Here is a 15,897-nt window from a genome sequence, read left to right on the forward strand (position 1 = left end):
CCTTTACTAAAAATAGCGGACAGAGCCGTACGGCTCTGTCCGTTAAACTATTTGTACTATTTTAAACTACCAACAACATTATCAACAAACCAGTCCATACTTAACTGTGCTTCATCGGTTATGGTTGTTCCAACTGGTACTTTCACTGCGCCGCTTTGGTCTTTTAGTTCACCAGCGAAAATAGTAAGTTGACCCGATTTAATAGCTTTTTCGGCAGTATCGACTTGTGCTTGTGCAGATCCTGGCGCTAATGCTGTCAGCTCATCCAGTAGCACAATCCCGTCGTTCATACCACCCCAGTATTGCTGCGATTTCCAGGTTCCATCAATCACGGATTGCACCGAATCGGTGTAGTAACCACTGAAATCCCAAAGTGGCGCGGTCATATATACTTCTGGCATGGTTGTCGCCGCACTTAAATCGTAACCAATCGATAATTTTCCAGCTTCTTTAGCTGCTTCCATGGTTGCTGTTGAATCCTGATGCTGAGCCGTTACGTCACAACCTTGTTGGATCAGCGCTTCGGCAGCTGCTTTTTCAACGGTTGGATCATACCAGGTATTGGTCCAGGAAACATTAACAGTTGCTGCCGGGTTTACTGATTTTACACCCAATGCAAAAGCGTTGATTCCGCGGATAACTTCTGGAATCGGCATTGCCGCAACATAAGCTATTTTATTTGTTTTGGTTGTTAAACCAGCTACGATACCAGAAAGGTAGCGGGGTTCTTCAATTTTTCCAAAGTAAGTTCCCATATTGTCCGCCGTCATATAACCTGAACAATGTTCAAATTTTACATCCGGGAATTCTTCAGCAGCTTCAACCATTCCATCCATGAATCCATAACTGGTTCCGTAAATGATGGTACATCCCTGGTCAACCATATCTCTGATAGTAGAAATAACAGCGCTTTTTTCTTCAGGCACGTTTTCTTTCACGATGGTTTCGACTTTGCCACCCATGTTTTCAACCATTTTTGCCCGACCATTATCATGCGCCTGTGACCAGCCGCCATCATCTGCCGGTCCGACATAGATAAAACCAGCCTTGGTAACCTCATCTTCTTTAGCTGTCGATCCCGAACTGCATCCGGCTACGCTTACAACCACTAAAACCAGTGCAAGCATCAATACTCCCAATCTTTTTTTCATTCTCTTCCTCCTATTTCTAATCTGGTTTAGGACCGTTAAGATAACAGTCTTACCCACATTAATATTTTAACTAAAAAACAGCTAAATTGCAATCTAAAAAAAGTTGAATAAATCGGTCATCTGCACGATGTTTTTATTGCAATAACGCGATATATTCGTTATGATTATTATGTAACCGAGGTGAACCAGATTTTTCACCCTGTTAATATGGTAGTTTGTATTGAAAGGAGTGTCATTTTGAAAAAAGAAAAGAAAAACAAGAAACTGGATATCAAAGAAATTAAAGACTTGAAAAAAGAAACCAAAAAGAAAAGCGCTGCTGAAGAAAAAAAAGTAGGTACGGTTCCTAAAAAAGAAAAAATAATCATACCGAATCCTGTTCCGCCTGATTCAGCGGTTGATCATACTGCTCTTAAGAAACTGATGATTGATTCCGCTGTTCTTTATCAGAATATTCTTGTTTTGCCCCAAACTTTTACAGTTAATGAAGGTTCCTATTCCTTATATCCTTCTGAACTTAAAGCCCTTGATATGATTGGACAATTTTCTGGCATCAATCTGACCCAATTAGCGAACAAACTGGGAATTTCAAAAAGTGCCATTTCAAAGTGTACTTCAAAACTGCTCGAAAAACAACTGATCGGAAAAGAAAAATCCCCGGTCAACGTCCGGGAAGTGGTCTTCACCCTCACTCCCGACGGCCAATCTATTTATGATCAGCTGGAAAATGTCCATGCCAAACTGTTCGAACCTTTTAACAAGGCATTAGACGAATTCTCAACTCAGGAGATCAACGACCTCCACCGCATGTTCTTAACCATTCAATCCAGCCTTACTGAGATTATTGATCAGGTCTGAATTAACAGGAGCCACTAGTTGTCGCAACAGATAAAGTAGTACCGACAATTGTTACATCATGTTGTTTGCATCGGTGCGGGCACGGCGTAGTCTGTCCGATCCCCACCAAAGAACAAATTAACAATTGGTCGGCACGGTAATTGTGCGAAAACAAGTGGCTCTATTATTTGATCAATGTGATCCATTTATAATGCTTCCTGGGTTGCGATTTCTCCCTCGTTGCCGAAGGTTTCCCGGGAGTATATTTTTTTCTCATAGATTTTTGTCCCCGGACGTTCCAGGGCACCCATCAGAAATTGGTAGTAAGCCCCGGGAGTGACGATATTTCCAGTGGCCGGCTTTTCAAAACCGGTGTTCTCAAAAAGCGAGTCGGCAACCTTGACACAATTGGTATTAAGGGCAAAATAGGTCTTTAATGGGCCCTTTTTAAATTTGTAAAACCGCGCTCCGGTGCCCTTGTAGATAATATCTTCGACGCCGGTGTAATCATCTGGTTTCAGCAATCCCTGCTCAGCCAATTGGGTATCGCAGAACCATTCAACCATGTTTTCCTGAAAGCGGCTGTAATTATCCTTGATAATCGCCAGTTCGTCATCGGTAAAGGCAACCTTAAAAGAGATCAGCACCTTCCCATCATTAAGAACCGATTTTTTCAAATAGCGGTCCTTGTCACAGATAAAAAGCACCCCATCGCTCATGGCTCCACCTAAACGGTAGGAGTGGCCATCAAAATTTCCATAGGAAATGGCTTCATTTCCAAAGATCAGATCCACATGACCAAAAGCTTCCATAAATTTTTTAGATAAATGAACCAATATTTCCACATTCAGTGGATCAATTCCAGCTTTTTCCGGAATCATCACCTCCTGGGATAAAACATAGGCATTAGCATCTTCGGAAGCAATTTTATTATCATATTTTTTTAATAAGGTCATCGGAACAAAGGCTCCCAGCAAAGAAGGTAAGGCAATTCGCATTTTGCGCTGAAATTGTTTAGCTGTCTTGCTCATTTTTTCCTGTGTTTCCTGGTCGTTAAAAGCGTCAAAGATTAATGTCACCCCATACCAGACCAGGTAGATCCCCGCTACAATAGCGAAACTGGCAGTTTTAAAATAACTGTTGATAAACAGATAGATACCGAAAATAAAACTGAGCAAGCCACTAATAAAGTAGACGCCGTAATTGGGAACGCCATCGCGCCAATAAGTCACTGCCGAAATTAATCTGGCAAAGCTGTTAATCAATACATAGGCGGCAAAAATATAGGGAATCAGCTCGGCCACGGTAAATCTGAAATAAAACAGCAACAGCGCAAAAATCAAATTGACCGCTGCCCCAAATATTTTCATTTTTTTGCTGTCACCGTGAGCTTTGAAGAACACTGAAATAAGGTTAATTCCGGCAAAAACGACCAGGGCCGCCATTAACAAAACCACAATTTGTTCCACCGAGGTTCTGGGATGGGAGATCATATAAATACCAATACCTCCGACGCCAACTCCTGAAAGTGTCCCCAGGATTTTTTTTATATTTTTCTCGTTCATTTTATCACCCTTCCCAGTGACTGTATTTAGTCTTCTATCCTTGACCAGACGCAGATGACAAGACGTTTCTTTACTGATCCGATATTTTATCTGGTACCCACAGTTTTTTACTGTGGGTAAACCGCTGCATTCTCCTCATTAGCCGGGGTATCTTCCTGTATCCCGTAACTTTCCAGTTTCAGGCGCATTTGTTTTTCGTCTGCCGGACCTTTTTCGATTTCATAGCTAACGACGCATATCACCGGTGAACATTGGTTCAATTCATTGAGGAAAGCCATGAATGTTTGATCACTTCCAGAACAGACCACCGCAAATTCACAGGTCGTTAAATACTTACCATCCGGTCCTGCAATTACTTTCTCTTCATTTTTCAGAAAGTCCACATCGATTCTCGTTCCCAGCCGATCATCAATCTGGATATCGGCTGAGCCAAACTCCAGTGAAGTCAGGCCGACCTTTGCCGATGCTGCCATTTTTGCCATAGACTCATATAAGCTGACGGTATCCATATGTTCCGGTAGATTGTTCCGGGTTTCATCGAGCTGCTCGCCAATTGTTTTAAGCTGTTTTAAATAAGTTTCTTCAGTCATTTTATCCGGCAATTCCAGATTATAGCGTACTTTATCTGCTAAAATCGATTTGTTTTCACGATAAGCTTCATATTTGGGGATTATCAATAAGGCAATCAGTATCACAATCAAAGCTCCGGATAAAATTCCCTTTTCAATCCTAGCTTTTTTGTTATACTGGTGATTCTCCAGGGGTTTCGCAGCTTGTTCATTAAATCGCTCGACATTATTTCGGTTCACCGCTGGACCTCATTTACTTGAATATCAAATGTAAATTCGTAGACTTCTTCCCCATTCCCATTATTAGCAGCTGCATCCTCTTTGATACGCGTATTAACCATATTAATCACCTGGAAAACGTTCTGAACCGAGAGTTTTGCTTTGAATTCCATAATTTCTTCTTTCTTTTGTGTTTCTCCCGAAATAATCAGCCGACCATCCTGAAAATCATAATTCGCAAGTCGGATCCCAGCAGGCAAAACCTCGTGTAGTTCCACCATCGTTTGGAGAGGCAACTCTTTTCCCTTGCTGATGGATTCCAAAAGAAGTCGCCGGTGTTCCAATACCTCTTTTTGATGAGAAAGGTTGGCATGAATAACTTGATATTCCGACTTGGTCGCAATTACCGCTTCAAGCTTTTTGATCTCGTTCTGACAACGCAGATCCAAAAAAGTCAATACCCCATAAACGGCCAGCACTCCCAGAAATAGTCCGATAAAAATGATCCAACCTTTTCTTTTGGGGCCACCTTCCCGCTTCTTTTTCTCCGGAAACAGCGGCAGTAAATTCATTTCGCGCTTCATATAGACCCACCACTCCCACTAATTTGAGCACTTTTTATCAAGCCGCACACGCAGGGTGTAATTAAGCAAAGTTCTGCCTTGGACATTTGTCTGGGAAAAATCAGTTCCTCTTTCTCATCCAGCAGATAATAGGTTGGCCGGATTTCTTTATTCATCCGTTCCGTCAAATACGCCAGCACACCGGGATACAGGCTTTCTCCACCCATCAGGTAGATATTTCCATTTACACCGGCTTTTTCACACCCCAATGGGGACATGAAAATCTGCTCAGCAGCTTTAATAATCTGTTGTAAATATGTTTCTCTGTCCCAGTGGGCTTCCAGATCGATCCGATGATTTTCGTTAAGAGAATCTCCCTGATAATAAAAAAATCGGGTGCACGCTTTTCCCATATCGATGATCAGCGTTGGCTGATCTCCTTCCTGATCCATCAGGATGTCAAAAGTATATAACTGCGGAACAATCGCTTTTAAGTCACAACCGTTTTTCCTGAAAATTCTTGTGTACCAACCCAGCAGCGTTTTTTCAACCGCAACGCCCAGGACATCCAAATTTTTTTCATTCATGCCCAGATATTCAAGCCATTTAGTTCGCTTTTGGGCCACAAAATCGATCCGCCAATGTTCCAGATTTGCTGAAGTAAGCAGTTGCATCTGCCAGAAAATCGCATCTTCCACCTCAGCAATTGTCATTATTGGAAAGGTAAATGTTTCCACCATCATTTCCTTATGGTTAATTAGCAGGATCACCTCATCCCTACGGCGACACCCGCTTAAAAGCGGCCGCAAAAACCCCCTGGTCTCAGGCTGCTTTCCAGAATCAGCTTCAAACCAGATTTGCTCCGGTGTTTTTTCGATGCGGATATCCTTAATGTGGACCATTCCGTCATGAGCTATTACCCCGACGACTATTTTAGTTAACGCTTCTCCGAGATCAACAATCCAGAGCTTTTTTCTCGTTTTCAAAGGATCAAACTCCTCCTAACATCTTCCAGTTAAATTTCACAATCTTACCCGATGGCGGTTCTGCTGTTTCAGGCATCAATTCTATTTCACCGCTAAACTTTTTCTGATAAGCACGAAGTTCACATGCTACTTCCACATATCGCAGCTTTTCAGATGTTTTAAAAACATGAATCTCATAAAATCCGCCGTTTTCATCTGATACCTTACCATTGGTACCTGAATAATTGACGTCTTTCTCCAGTTCAGCCTGAAGGATAGCCATCGCATTTTTACCAGTCAGAATGCATAACTCATAATCCTGATTTAAGGTGTTAGCCTGAAGTTCTGCCATTCCCTGAGTTAAAACATAACCCGCCCCTGCTGCCAGAAGTGCAATGACCACCAGAACCAGAGGCAGAACAAACCCATTTTTATTATGTCTCGGTTTTCTCATAAAAATTCCACCACTCTTCCGTGAGAAATCGTTGTTTCCCGGTAATAGATCTTTCCTTCCACTGCCAGACTATATTTCAGGAGGATTTCATGATTGGGTCCCAGAGTCATTGAAAAAGACTGAATATTATCCGCAAATTGACTGTTGCCACCGGAACCAATGGGTGTTAAACCATTTTTGCTAACCTTATACCGTCTTAAAAAACCATTACTGTATTGATAAAAGTTATAATAAAGATCCGGACTTTCCATATCCTGAAGATAGACGCGATTATTTTTAAAATAGATTTTATCGGATCTTAAAATCTGCTTTTGAAAATATAAATTGAGATATCGTTCCGAATAAAACAATTTCTGATTTGTCTCGGTCTTTTTGCTGATCATGTTTACATAGATCAACCCCGATAGCAGCAAGCCAAGTACCAACGAAATAACCATCAGCGAAATCAGAACTTCAATCAGCGAAAACCCGCCATTTTTTCGTACCCCTCGATCACTCATCCGAGCTCCAGAATATCTTAATATGAAACAGCTTATCCATACTATTCCCGCCCTTATGTAAAATCTTAAGCTCGTACAAACTGGTTTGACTATCCTGTCTTACTTCTGTCAGCGCATAGTCCGGGTATTTACTTTTTAAAATCCGATCCACGCTTTCCGGAAGACTCTTAACGGATTCTTCCTTTAAACTGAGGTTAATATCATCGGCAATGCTATTGATCTCCAGCGACTGTTCAAAAATAGTATTGGATACCATTTCTGTTTTAACCGCCATTCCGTAGAGTCCAAGAATCATTACCAGCCCTGATCCACAGACAGCAATGGCAATAATAGCTTCCATGATGGTATACCCGCTTTGTGACTTTACAATCTGCCTGTGTTTCGATCTGACGTTATGATTCATCTAAATAAATCCTCCCATTACCTACCTGAACGACAAGTTTTCTAACCACACCGTTGAAACCGGTAAGATAGACCGTTCCTCCCTGGGATACCGTTCCGCACTCATAAAACCTTAATGCGGTAGCACCCGTATAATCCCCAGTAAAGGTCAGGGTTTCCACCGGCATATAATCGCGATGATTTACCCCGTCTTTTGTCCAGATAACCTGCATTCCCGTATCTCCAAAACGTACCTGTCGCTGGTAGCCATCCATGATCGCTTCATTCTGATACTGAAGCAATGCGTACAAGATTTTCTCACATTCAGCTTCATAGGCCGCATTGCTAAAGGGATCTCTATTGGTAAAACCGGTGCTGAGCAAGGTGACGGTCAGCAGCGATAAAATCGAAAGCGATACCAGTAATTCCAATAAGGTGTATCCATCTTTTCGTTGTAGACACTGATTATTTAGTATCTTCATCATTTTTATAACTGTATTCGTTTTCACATCAAACTGTTAGTCGCTTGGATCGTCTTCTAAGCTGATCTTTTTTGTCCCGGAATTATAGGTAAATATTTTTCCCTCGCTAACCGCCGTCAATTCCGTATTTTTTAAATAACCGGCCACATTCAATTGAGTAATCAGTTCATCAAAGGTGTCCACCGCTGAATCCATTTCTCCTTTTTCTGCTTCATACAGTTCAGCAGCACTTTCAACGATACGGATATTGGCCAAATCTGTTTTTTTCTGGGAATTTGCCAAAACACCAGTAAACCGCGGAATAGCTAAAGCGGCCAGGGCGCCTAATATAGCAATCACCACAATTACTTCCATCATCGTAAATCCATGAACATTATTGAGCCTAATAATTTTTTGTTCACCCGTCAGTTTGCTTTTACTTCCCATTACTTATCTCCGATCTCTTTTTTAACTTGATATTACCACTCTTGAAATATAAAAAAAAGAGTAAATATTTAGCTTATTTACTCTCTGTTTTAGTCAAAAGCGCTATCAAATCAAGATAAATTCCATCCTTCGTTTAAAATCCCGATACCACTGTAAATCTGTTCATCGGTTAATGAACCATATCCAAGCAAAACCATACTATTGTAATTCTCCGGCACGCCATGGATAAAGTAGGGCGAAACCGGATAAACCCGAACACCCCGAGCCAGGGCCCGGTTATACATATCTTCCTCGGTCAGGCCATTGTCAAGCTGCACCAGCAGATGATGACCGGCATTTTCACCAGTAATTTTGACCTGGCTCCCCCATTGTTTTAAGGCATTCATTAATACAATTCGTTTGCCTTTATAAATTTTTCTCATTTTATTGACGTGTTTCTCAAAATCCCCACTGGCAATAAAGGCGCCGATCATTTTTTGTTCCAGACTGGAAACCGGTGAACTGATAGTATCTGCCATTTCCAGATAGGCCTCCAGTAATTCCTCCGGCAGAACCATATAACTGATCCGGAAAGAGGGCGCAATAGATTTTGAAAAGGTGCCGATATAAATCACCTTACCATTGTTATCAATACTCTGAAGCGAAGGCAGTGGCTTTTCATTGTAGCGGAACTCGCTATCATAATCATCTTCAATAATATAGGTCCCCGCTTCCTGATTGGCAAAATTCAGTAACCGAATCCGTCGATCAATGGGCATGCTCATTCCCAATGGGAATTGGTGAGAAGGTGTCACATAAACCGCCACATCTGTATAAGCTTTCATCGGTTCAATTTGAATCCCTTTTTCGTCGATATCAATGGAAATAACTGGATTCCCCATTTTTTCAAAAATATTATAGGCTTTAAGATAAACCGGATTCTCCAACACCACCGGTTTGTTGTGCCCCCAGAGCAGACCTAAAATTTGCAACAGATGATCTGTTCCTGATCCGATGATGATTTGCTCAGTTCTACAACGTACCCCCCGGGATCGATAGAGCAAATCCACCAGGGCCTTCCTCAGCTCCAGTTCACCCTGGATATCGGGTTTGTTTAATAAATTACTATCGTATTCATTAAAAGTTGATTTGAATATTTTTCGAAAGGCTTCATAAGGAAAAATACGCTGATCAATGGCATTGGGTGAAAAATCAATTTTAATGGTTTCGGGCTTTGCTGTTCTGATGTTTTCTTCCTGTACCCGATCCTTTTGTTTCAATAAATAGGTATCAATCTGGCAAACAAAATAACCTCTTTTGGCAATGGCTTCAAGATAGCCTTCCGCCACCAACTGGCCATAGGCTGCATCCACCGTGTTCACACTCACCGCCAGATGACTGGCCAGACTTCGCTTGGAAGGCAGTTTCTCCCCATATTTCAAGTTGCCGTCGGTTATTTCTTTCTTAATAAATTCATACATTTCCACATAAAGAAAAGCACCCTTGTTTTTAAATGGTATGGTAATCATCGTATCTCCTTGTCTGAACCCATAGTTTTTTGATTAACTGACGCTTTTTATAGGTTCAATTTTAACATATAATAAGATAATTTAAAACAAGGAGACTCAAATGCAAAATAAACAAAAGCGGGTAGCCGCTATTCATGATATATCCTGCGTCGGCCGATGTTCCCTGACCGTGGCCCTGCCCATTATCTCAGCCGCCGGGTTTGACACCAGCGTCTTGCCAACCGCCATTCTGTCAACCCATACCGGCGGTTTTGAAAATTTCACCTACCGAGATTTAACCGATGATATCCGTCCCATTTCCGATCACTGGCAATCCCTTAATCTGGAATTTGACGCTCTGTATAGCGGTTTTTTAGGCTCATTCGAGCAGATTGATCTGGTTGCCAATCTCTTTGATACCTTCCACTCAGAAAATACTCTGATTCTGGTGGATCCGGTAATGGCCGATCACGGCGAGCTTTATTCCATTTATACCCCGGCTATGGCCAAAGGGATGACCAAGCTTTGTGCTAAAGCCGATATCATTGTCCCCAACCTCACCGAAGCTGCCTTCCTGCTGGATGAACCCTATGTAGGGGAGGATTATGATCAAAACTATGTGGAAGCATTGTTAGTTAGACTGACCCAGCTGGGTTCTAAAAAAGTGGTGGTTACCGGCATTTCATTTGACCCCTCACAACTGGGGGCCGCCACCTACGACAGCGAAACCAAAACCTTTGATTATGCCTTCAATGGCCGGGTGTCTGATTATTTCCATGGCACCGGTGATATTTTTGGAAGCACCCTGCTGGCCGGACTGCTAAACGACTTTAATTTAAAAGAATCCACGCAGATCGCTGTGGATTACACCAGAGAATGTATTCAAAAAACAATGGAACTGGGTCAGGAGAAACGCTATGGGGTCTGTTTTGAACGGGCCATTCCCTATCTGATAAAACGGTTGGGATTGTAACAATACTAGCCAATTGACAAATTAATCCGATCTGACTTTTGTCATTATGTTATCGTTCGGGCGGGTACTACCCGCCCCTAGGAAATGATGTAACGCCTTCTTGTTTTAGCCCGCAACGCGGTATTCATCAGGGCGAGGGTCTGACTCCCCCTGGTCATCGGTGATCGCCCAAACTTTTATTCATCCCCCGGCTCTTCGCGCTTCTCTTCTATCTTTTCATTAACCAGCGCATAAGGATAGCCCCGGCCCAGCAGGCTCTTCTTGATCCGGAACATCAGCTCTTTCCCCTCTGCCCCTTTTCTGCGATGGGCGCGCAGATATTTTTCATAATCCCGGTTCAACTTTTCGCTGAGTTTCTGGTCTTCAAACGCCAAATCATCAGCAGTTAATTCCAGCGGTTCTTCTTCCAAAATCATGGTTTTAATCACGTCCAGAACCATTTCAGTGGGATACCCCATTCGCCCCAGCTTGTCATATAGCTTTTTTTTCTTCTGTGCTGAGGTTTGTCCTTTTGATACCCGCAGATTCTTTTTTGCCACCATCTGACAGCATTGATATTCGTCTTCCTTAGAAAACAGATCTTCCAGCGAAAGCAGCAGCTCATCACTGATCCCCCGTTTTTTTAAATCCTGACTCATTCGTCGGGAGCCATAGTAATTCAGATGGCGATTATTCTCCACATAGTTTTTTAAATAAACCACATCATCAATATAGCGGTATTCACCCATTTTTTGCATCACATCAGAGATTATTTCATCATCGACATTCTTTTTCTTCAGGTATTCAACCATTTCACTGCTGGTGCGCGACTTAAATGACAGATACTTTACTGCCATATCCATCGCTTTTTCCCGGGTAATCTCCGCCATCTCTCTTTCCTCCTTAAAAAAATCACCAGCCTAAGCCGGTGATTCAAACTATCAATATAGATAACCTAGTACCGACAATTGTTACATCATGTTGTATGCATCGGGGCGAACACGGCGAAGCCTGTCCGATCCCGCAGCGAACAACAGATTAACAATTGGTCGGTACGGCAGTTTGTCGATAACCTCAATCATAAGCCTAAGCCGGTGATTTCGTTTTTTTATTTCGTACGTGCTTTTAAGGCCGACAGCATCGCCGCAAAGTCCTTCGTTTCAGACAGTGGCACCATCACTTCGACACATTTTAACTCGCTGATATTTTTATTGCTATTGATATTCCGGTAAGTCTCAATGACACCCTGAGCTTGATCCAACGATATTGCGGTCCCGATTTTTTCACCATCCATCAAAACAGCTGCGCCATTTACATAAAGCTCAATACCTTTGCTATTTAATACTTTAACACAGGTATCTAAATCCATGGGATTCTCAACCCGCGCAGGAATCAGTTCAAACCCATCACCCAAATGGATATTATCGTAATTGTAACACTCGATCAGATCATTTTCAATCCGCTCAACTGCCGATTTAAAGACACTGGAAGTCTGCACGTAGCCAAGACTTTCGCCATGATAAAAAACTTCGTATCCCTGAGTTTGAGCACCGACGACCCCGGTTGAAGTTACGATAAATAAAATCATGAACGCGACAATGCTACTGCGCTGTCTTTTTCGCTTTCGTTGGATTCGTCTTTTTTCTCTTTCAATTTTTACAGCCTCGTTCATAGTTACCTCTTGTTATTATTCGTTACGTTTTCGTTACATAATGATACCATATCTACATAAGTTGCGCAAGATTTTTTGTAAAAAAAAGACACCGTTTTTTACGGTGTCTCAGACTGTCAAAAAAGCTAACCCAGTACCGACAATTGTTACATCATGTTGTACGCATCGGAGCGGACACGGCAGAGCCTGTCCGATTCCGCGGCGAACAACAGATTAACAATTGGTCGGTACGGTAGTTTATCGATAACCTCAGATACCGTTTTTACGGTGTCTCAGGCTTAGATATAGTCGCCGGAACTGATACTGAAGTAATTGCTGATCTGCTGGGCCTCATCATTGACCCGAACTTCAAAATGAACATGATTGGCGGTAGACGATCCTGTGGATCCCATTCCACCGATACGCTGACCTTGAGTTACAGTTTGACCTTCAGATACATCCACCGAACTAAAGTGACCGTAGAGGGTTGAATAGCCGTTGCCGTGATCAATGATCACGCACTTGCCATAGCCGCCATACCAGCTGGACAGGGTGACCGTACCAGATGCTGCCGCATAAATCGACGTTCCTTCACTGTTTAAGATATCAACAGCTGCTGAACGATAATGGTTGCTGTAATATCCGCCATCATAGTCGCGAAGAATTTCTCCTACTCGGCCGCTGGCTGGAAGAATGAACTGTGCCTGAGGGGTTTCCGCTACCGGTTCTGCTACTGGGGTTTCCACTGCTGGGACTTCAACCGCCGGAGCCTCAGCCACCGGTGCCGCTGGTGTTTCCGTCGCCGGAGGTTCAACTACCGGTGTTTCCACAGCCGGAACTTCGGCTGCAGGTGTTTCAGCCACCGGGGCATCGACCGCAGGTGCTGCTACTGCGGGAGTTTCGGTCACCTGGACATCCTCGACAACGATTTCGGGTGTTTCAGCCACCGGCTCATCTGCCACCAACGCTTCATCCACGACTGCCACGGGTTCTGTTTCAGCACTTACCGGAGCTTCGGCTGTTTGAGTTTCTGTCGCACTGGCCGCACTCATCGTCGGTTCGACCACAGATTCTTCTTCAACCGAAACCTCGACCGAAGCCGTTTGAACCACATCTGCTGCTAACAACAATGACTCCTGCGGAGCTGCCTCAACAGATGGCTCTGGCTGGATACGGTCAACTCTGGCGACCTGAATGTTCGTATCAGCACTCTTTTCCTGGGTTCTGATTGCGGTAATAACCTGGGCAACTTCTTCGGTCGTTAAGACATCCGTTGATCGGGCCTCACGTATTTCATAGTCGCTGCCTTCTCTGTTTCTTCTGCCGCTTTTGCCGTCATTTGCATCACCTACCGCCGCTTCCAACACCCCCAGACTATCAACATAACCAATGCTGGTTCCTTTGTAAATAACCTCATAGGCCCTGGTTTGGGCATCGACTACCCCTGCCCCTGCCAATACTAAAAAAGTACAAACTACCACTGCGGATCCCCGCATTTTAAATAGCTGTCGCTTGTCTTTGTTCAAAATTTCGCTGTGATTGACATGTTCAATCTCTACGAATTCATCATGTTCAACTTGTTGGGTCGACCAATTAAATCGGTATTTTTTTAATCTCGCTCGGACTTTTTCAAAAAAATTCTGAGTTTTTTCCATGCCTCTCCTCCTCGTTACATTTTATTTACAATTATGATACCATATGGTCTTATGTTTTACAAGTCATTTGTATGTTTAATCGTTTTTTTATCAACATATGGTATTTATTTCATAAATCAGGAAGAAAAGTATAGATATTAAAAACTGCTTCAACTATTCGCCGTCGTTCCAACCTAAAACTTTAATAAGCCGTAATTCCGAATAACCATAGGCACTAGCCGGGTAGTTGATTCGATCTGTCGTATTAGAATTGATGAGGTAATCTGCCATGTTTCCATTGCCGTCTTTAATCACATCCGTAATAATAACCGAATGAAGCCAATCTCCATTATGCCCATATTGCAAAACATCGCCAACTGAACCGGAATAGACATTATCAGCTACCATCGCAGCCAATCCATACCCATCATTTTCACTGGCGTAGGTATAAAACTCCTCCACCCCTGTCCAGGCAGGGCTCCGGCCCCAATCCGAACCATCCGCATCTTCCACTTCTTCGCCATACCATTTCCATTGGGTATTATTATCGCCATCACTATCCATGGGTATTCCGCCGGCAAAAAGACACTGAGAGATGTAGTTATTACAATTACCACCATAGCCATCGTAAATGCCATAGTCATCATTTCGAACGACATCGATGGGATCTGTCCAGGTCATCGCATAATCCACCGCAGCCTCACCATCGTAGTCGTTATCGGTTTCAGCTTCCCCATTTTCCCATTCACCTGAATTAAACGCATCCTTTTCCCAGGATAATTCTTCAATAACTGACAGTGCATCACTCAGGAGTTCATCTGCTACATCCTGAGGACCGTCATAACTATTTTGAACAGCTTCTTCCAGCATCAGAAAGCTGTCTTCTTCTTTATAATGCTCAGATATCACGTAGCCGTCTGCTGTTTCATTTAGATAAAAAGTATGGGCAATCCCGGAACTGGACGAATCCACTTCGGGCATAAACGCAAAATTGACGGTGTGGTCTTCCAATAAAACCACTGCAATCTCATCTGCTTCCATATCAATACTGGTCACCGTCAATCCGCATTGATAATCGGTCATCTGCAGATCGTTACTCTGGCTTTGCCGCAATTGGATCAGATAATCCATGGCACTTTGATTGATCCAGGCGTTTTCACTGGATGGATCCGCAAACAACCCGGTGAGATCGACTGTTTCTAAATTGGCCATGGCCTGAAAATAAGATTTGAAATATTCATTGATCGGTTTCAGCATGGCATCATCTAGTGCTTCATCACTATCCCGGATTTTAATGCTACTGCCGGTTTTTTGATAATTACTCTCCGGTTTAGCGTCAAAAATGCTCCCGGTGCTGGTGGCGATAGCATATGAATTTGCCATTACGCCGACATAGACAACACCCATCGCCATCAGGGTCATCAGCACCAGGCCAACCGTCGTTCTTCTTCGTTTTCGCCTAATGGCAATCTTTCTTTTTTTCATTTTTCGCACCTCTTCAACATTTGTAACAATTATATATTCACAATGTGTATCTTTTGTGAACAAATTATGAAGATTCAAAAAATTCTCTTATGAACAATGTACCACCAAAGCTAATAATAATTCAAAAAATAAAAAAAACAGCCTTCGCTGTCATCTTTATAAGTGGTGGTACCCAGAGGCGGAATCGAACCACCGACACGGGGATTTTCAGTCCCCTACAAATTAATAAAACGATACTCAAATATATTAATTTTGCGCTATTTCAAACGACTGTTTAATACTAAACTTTGCTTAACTAAGCGATTCACACCAAATCAAAGATTTGGGTTCTCTGCTTATGCTCAACCGACTGAGCTTTAAGCTTGTCCAAAAAATAAAAAAACAGCTCTCGCTGCTATCTTTTAAGTGGTGGTGCCCAGAGGCGGAATCGAACCACCGACACGGGGATTTTCAGTCCCCTGCTCTACCGACTGAGCTATCTGGGCAAAAAAATATGGTGGGCCTTCAGGGGCTCGAACCCCGGACCTACCGGTTATGAGCCGGTTGCTCTAACCAACTGAGCTAAAGGCCCCCAAG

Annotated in this window: 17 protein-coding genes and 2 tRNA genes; 2 read left to right on the forward strand and 17 right to left on the reverse strand. The window is 42.9% G+C overall.

The features are described 5' to 3' along the window. Nucleotides 1–56: 56 nt before the first annotated feature. The gene (locus tag ACEW8F_RS10630) at nucleotides 57–1,151 is read right to left on the reverse strand and encodes a BMP family ABC transporter substrate-binding protein (RefSeq protein WP_373483444.1); all 1,095 of its coding nucleotides are present in this window, start codon (nucleotides 1,149–1,151) and stop codon (nucleotides 57–59) included. 237 nt (nucleotides 1,152–1,388) lie between these two features. Here ACEW8F_RS10630 and ACEW8F_RS10635 point away from each other — a divergent pair, with 237 nt between their 5' ends. Next, a complete protein-coding gene (locus tag ACEW8F_RS10635; RefSeq protein WP_373483445.1) occupies nucleotides 1,389–2,009 on the forward strand; it encodes a MarR family transcriptional regulator in 621 nt (206 codons plus the stop codon). A 185-nt stretch (nucleotides 2,010–2,194) separates the two neighbouring features. On the opposite strand, the gene ACEW8F_RS10640 is transcribed toward ACEW8F_RS10635, so the two are convergent. From ACEW8F_RS10640 to ACEW8F_RS10685, 10 genes are all read right to left on the reverse strand, one after another. Beyond that, on the reverse strand, nucleotides 2,195–3,553 hold the full coding sequence (locus ACEW8F_RS10640) for an HdeD family acid-resistance protein (RefSeq protein WP_373483446.1): 1,359 nt from the start codon (nucleotides 3,551–3,553) through the stop codon (nucleotides 2,195–2,197). A gap of 107 nt (nucleotides 3,554–3,660) precedes the next feature. Beyond that, nucleotides 3,661–4,362 (reverse strand): hypothetical protein, encoded by a 702-nt coding sequence (locus tag ACEW8F_RS10645; RefSeq protein WP_373483447.1) that lies wholly within the window; start codon nucleotides 4,360–4,362, stop codon nucleotides 3,661–3,663. Further along, complete coding sequence (locus ACEW8F_RS10650; RefSeq protein ID WP_373483448.1) at nucleotides 4,359–4,925, reverse strand: PilN domain-containing protein; 567 nt, start codon at nucleotides 4,923–4,925, stop codon at nucleotides 4,359–4,361. The genes ACEW8F_RS10645 and ACEW8F_RS10650 overlap by 4 nt, the downstream gene beginning before the upstream one ends. Further along, nucleotides 4,922–5,890: a hypothetical protein gene (locus ACEW8F_RS10655; protein WP_373483449.1), complete on the reverse strand. Its 969-nt coding sequence runs from the start codon at nucleotides 5,888–5,890 to the stop codon at nucleotides 4,922–4,924. The genes ACEW8F_RS10650 and ACEW8F_RS10655 overlap by 4 nt, the downstream gene beginning before the upstream one ends. A 4-nt stretch (nucleotides 5,891–5,894) precedes the next feature. Next, nucleotides 5,895–6,323, reverse strand: coding sequence for a hypothetical protein (locus tag ACEW8F_RS10660; protein WP_373483450.1), 429 nt, complete (start codon nucleotides 6,321–6,323; stop codon nucleotides 5,895–5,897). Continuing rightward, nucleotides 6,320–6,823, reverse strand: a complete 504-nt coding sequence (locus tag ACEW8F_RS10665) for a prepilin-type N-terminal cleavage/methylation domain-containing protein (RefSeq protein WP_373483451.1) — start codon at nucleotides 6,821–6,823, stop codon at nucleotides 6,320–6,322. The genes ACEW8F_RS10660 and ACEW8F_RS10665 overlap by 4 nt, the downstream gene beginning before the upstream one ends. Next, nucleotides 6,816–7,226 (reverse strand): hypothetical protein, encoded by a 411-nt coding sequence (locus tag ACEW8F_RS10670; RefSeq protein WP_373483452.1) that lies wholly within the window; start codon nucleotides 7,224–7,226, stop codon nucleotides 6,816–6,818. Before ACEW8F_RS10670 ends, ACEW8F_RS10665 begins: the two co-directional genes overlap by 8 nt. Next, nucleotides 7,216–7,689, reverse strand: a complete 474-nt coding sequence (locus ACEW8F_RS10675; RefSeq protein ID WP_373483453.1) for a prepilin-type N-terminal cleavage/methylation domain-containing protein — start codon at nucleotides 7,687–7,689, stop codon at nucleotides 7,216–7,218. Before ACEW8F_RS10675 ends, ACEW8F_RS10670 begins: the two co-directional genes overlap by 11 nt. Nucleotides 7,690–7,722: 33 nt before the next feature. Next, entirely contained in the window at nucleotides 7,723–8,112 is a 390-nt protein-coding gene (locus tag ACEW8F_RS10680) for a prepilin-type N-terminal cleavage/methylation domain-containing protein (protein ID WP_373483454.1), read from the reverse strand. Between the two features lie 110 nt (nucleotides 8,113–8,222). Further along, nucleotides 8,223–9,620 carry a PLP-dependent aminotransferase family protein gene (locus ACEW8F_RS10685; RefSeq protein WP_373483455.1) on the reverse strand — a complete coding sequence of 466 codons (1,398 nt, stop codon included), beginning with the start codon at nucleotides 9,618–9,620 and terminating at the stop codon, nucleotides 8,223–8,225. 100 nt (nucleotides 9,621–9,720) lie between these two features. Between ACEW8F_RS10685 and ACEW8F_RS10690 the strand changes: the two genes are divergently transcribed. Beyond that, complete coding sequence (locus ACEW8F_RS10690) at nucleotides 9,721–10,572, forward strand: pyridoxamine kinase (protein ID WP_373483456.1); 852 nt, start codon at nucleotides 9,721–9,723, stop codon at nucleotides 10,570–10,572. A 176-nt stretch (nucleotides 10,573–10,748) separates the two neighbouring features. Here ACEW8F_RS10690 and ACEW8F_RS10695 read toward each other — a convergent pair whose 3' ends face one another. From ACEW8F_RS10695 to ACEW8F_RS10720, 6 genes are all read right to left on the reverse strand, one after another. Further along, complete coding sequence (locus tag ACEW8F_RS10695; protein WP_373483457.1) at nucleotides 10,749–11,441, reverse strand: hypothetical protein; 693 nt, start codon at nucleotides 11,439–11,441, stop codon at nucleotides 10,749–10,751. Nucleotides 11,442–11,659: 218 nt separating this feature from the next. Continuing rightward, on the reverse strand, nucleotides 11,660–12,223 hold the full coding sequence (locus ACEW8F_RS10700; protein WP_373483458.1) for a hypothetical protein: 564 nt from the start codon (nucleotides 12,221–12,223) through the stop codon (nucleotides 11,660–11,662). 278 nt (nucleotides 12,224–12,501) lie between these two features. Next, nucleotides 12,502–13,857 carry a peptidoglycan DD-metalloendopeptidase family protein gene (locus ACEW8F_RS10705; RefSeq protein WP_373483459.1) on the reverse strand — a complete coding sequence of 452 codons (1,356 nt, stop codon included), beginning with the start codon at nucleotides 13,855–13,857 and terminating at the stop codon, nucleotides 12,502–12,504. A 153-nt stretch (nucleotides 13,858–14,010) separates the two neighbouring features. Next, complete coding sequence (locus ACEW8F_RS10710; protein WP_373483460.1) at nucleotides 14,011–15,321, reverse strand: amidase domain-containing protein; 1,311 nt, start codon at nucleotides 15,319–15,321, stop codon at nucleotides 14,011–14,013. Nucleotides 15,322–15,730: 409 nt separating this feature from the next. Next, a tRNA-Phe gene (locus ACEW8F_RS10715) sits at nucleotides 15,731–15,806 on the reverse strand. 9 nt (nucleotides 15,807–15,815) lie between these two features. Further along, nucleotides 15,816–15,892: transfer RNA gene (locus ACEW8F_RS10720), tRNA-Ile, on the reverse strand. Nucleotides 15,893–15,897: the final 5 nt, after the last annotated feature.

Source organism: Acetobacterium sp., from assembly GCF_041752335.1.
Taxonomy (GTDB): Bacteria; Bacillota; Clostridia; order Eubacteriales; family Eubacteriaceae; genus Acetobacterium.

What these genes read in the sequence shown, in the direction of transcription:
- ACEW8F_RS10630 (WP_373483444.1), bottom strand. Translation starts at nt 1,151, where the DNA reads ATGAAAAAAAGATTGGGAGTATTGATGCTTGCACTGGTTTTAGTGGTT.
- ACEW8F_RS10640 (WP_373483446.1), bottom strand. Translation starts at nt 3,553, where the DNA reads ATGAACGAGAAAAATATAAAAAAAATCCTGGGGACACTTTCAGGAGTT.
- ACEW8F_RS10650 (WP_373483448.1), bottom strand. Translation starts at nt 4,925, where the DNA reads ATGAAGCGCGAAATGAATTTACTGCCGCTGTTTCCGGAGAAAAAGAAG.
- ACEW8F_RS10660 (WP_373483450.1), bottom strand. Translation starts at nt 6,323, where the DNA reads ATGAGAAAACCGAGACATAATAAAAATGGGTTTGTTCTGCCTCTGGTT.
- ACEW8F_RS10665 (WP_373483451.1), bottom strand. Translation starts at nt 6,823, where the DNA reads ATGAGTGATCGAGGGGTACGAAAAAATGGCGGGTTTTCGCTGATTGAA.
- ACEW8F_RS10670 (WP_373483452.1), bottom strand. Translation starts at nt 7,226, where the DNA reads ATGAATCATAACGTCAGATCGAAACACAGGCAGATTGTAAAGTCACAA.
- ACEW8F_RS10675 (WP_373483453.1), bottom strand. Translation starts at nt 7,689, where the DNA reads ATGATGAAGATACTAAATAATCAGTGTCTACAACGAAAAGATGGATAC.
- ACEW8F_RS10680 (WP_373483454.1), bottom strand. Translation starts at nt 8,112, where the DNA reads ATGGGAAGTAAAAGCAAACTGACGGGTGAACAAAAAATTATTAGGCTC.
- ACEW8F_RS10685 (WP_373483455.1), bottom strand. Translation starts at nt 9,620, where the DNA reads ATGATTACCATACCATTTAAAAACAAGGGTGCTTTTCTTTATGTGGAA.
- ACEW8F_RS10690 (WP_373483456.1), top strand. Translation starts at nt 9,721, where the DNA reads ATGCAAAATAAACAAAAGCGGGTAGCCGCTATTCATGATATATCCTGC.
- ACEW8F_RS10695 (WP_373483457.1), bottom strand. Translation starts at nt 11,441, where the DNA reads ATGGCGGAGATTACCCGGGAAAAAGCGATGGATATGGCAGTAAAGTAT.
- ACEW8F_RS10700 (WP_373483458.1), bottom strand. Translation starts at nt 12,223, where the DNA reads ATGAACGAGGCTGTAAAAATTGAAAGAGAAAAAAGACGAATCCAACGA.
- ACEW8F_RS10705 (WP_373483459.1), bottom strand. Translation starts at nt 13,857, where the DNA reads ATGGAAAAAACTCAGAATTTTTTTGAAAAAGTCCGAGCGAGATTAAAA.
- ACEW8F_RS10710 (WP_373483460.1), bottom strand. Translation starts at nt 15,321, where the DNA reads ATGAAAAAAAGAAAGATTGCCATTAGGCGAAAACGAAGAAGAACGACG.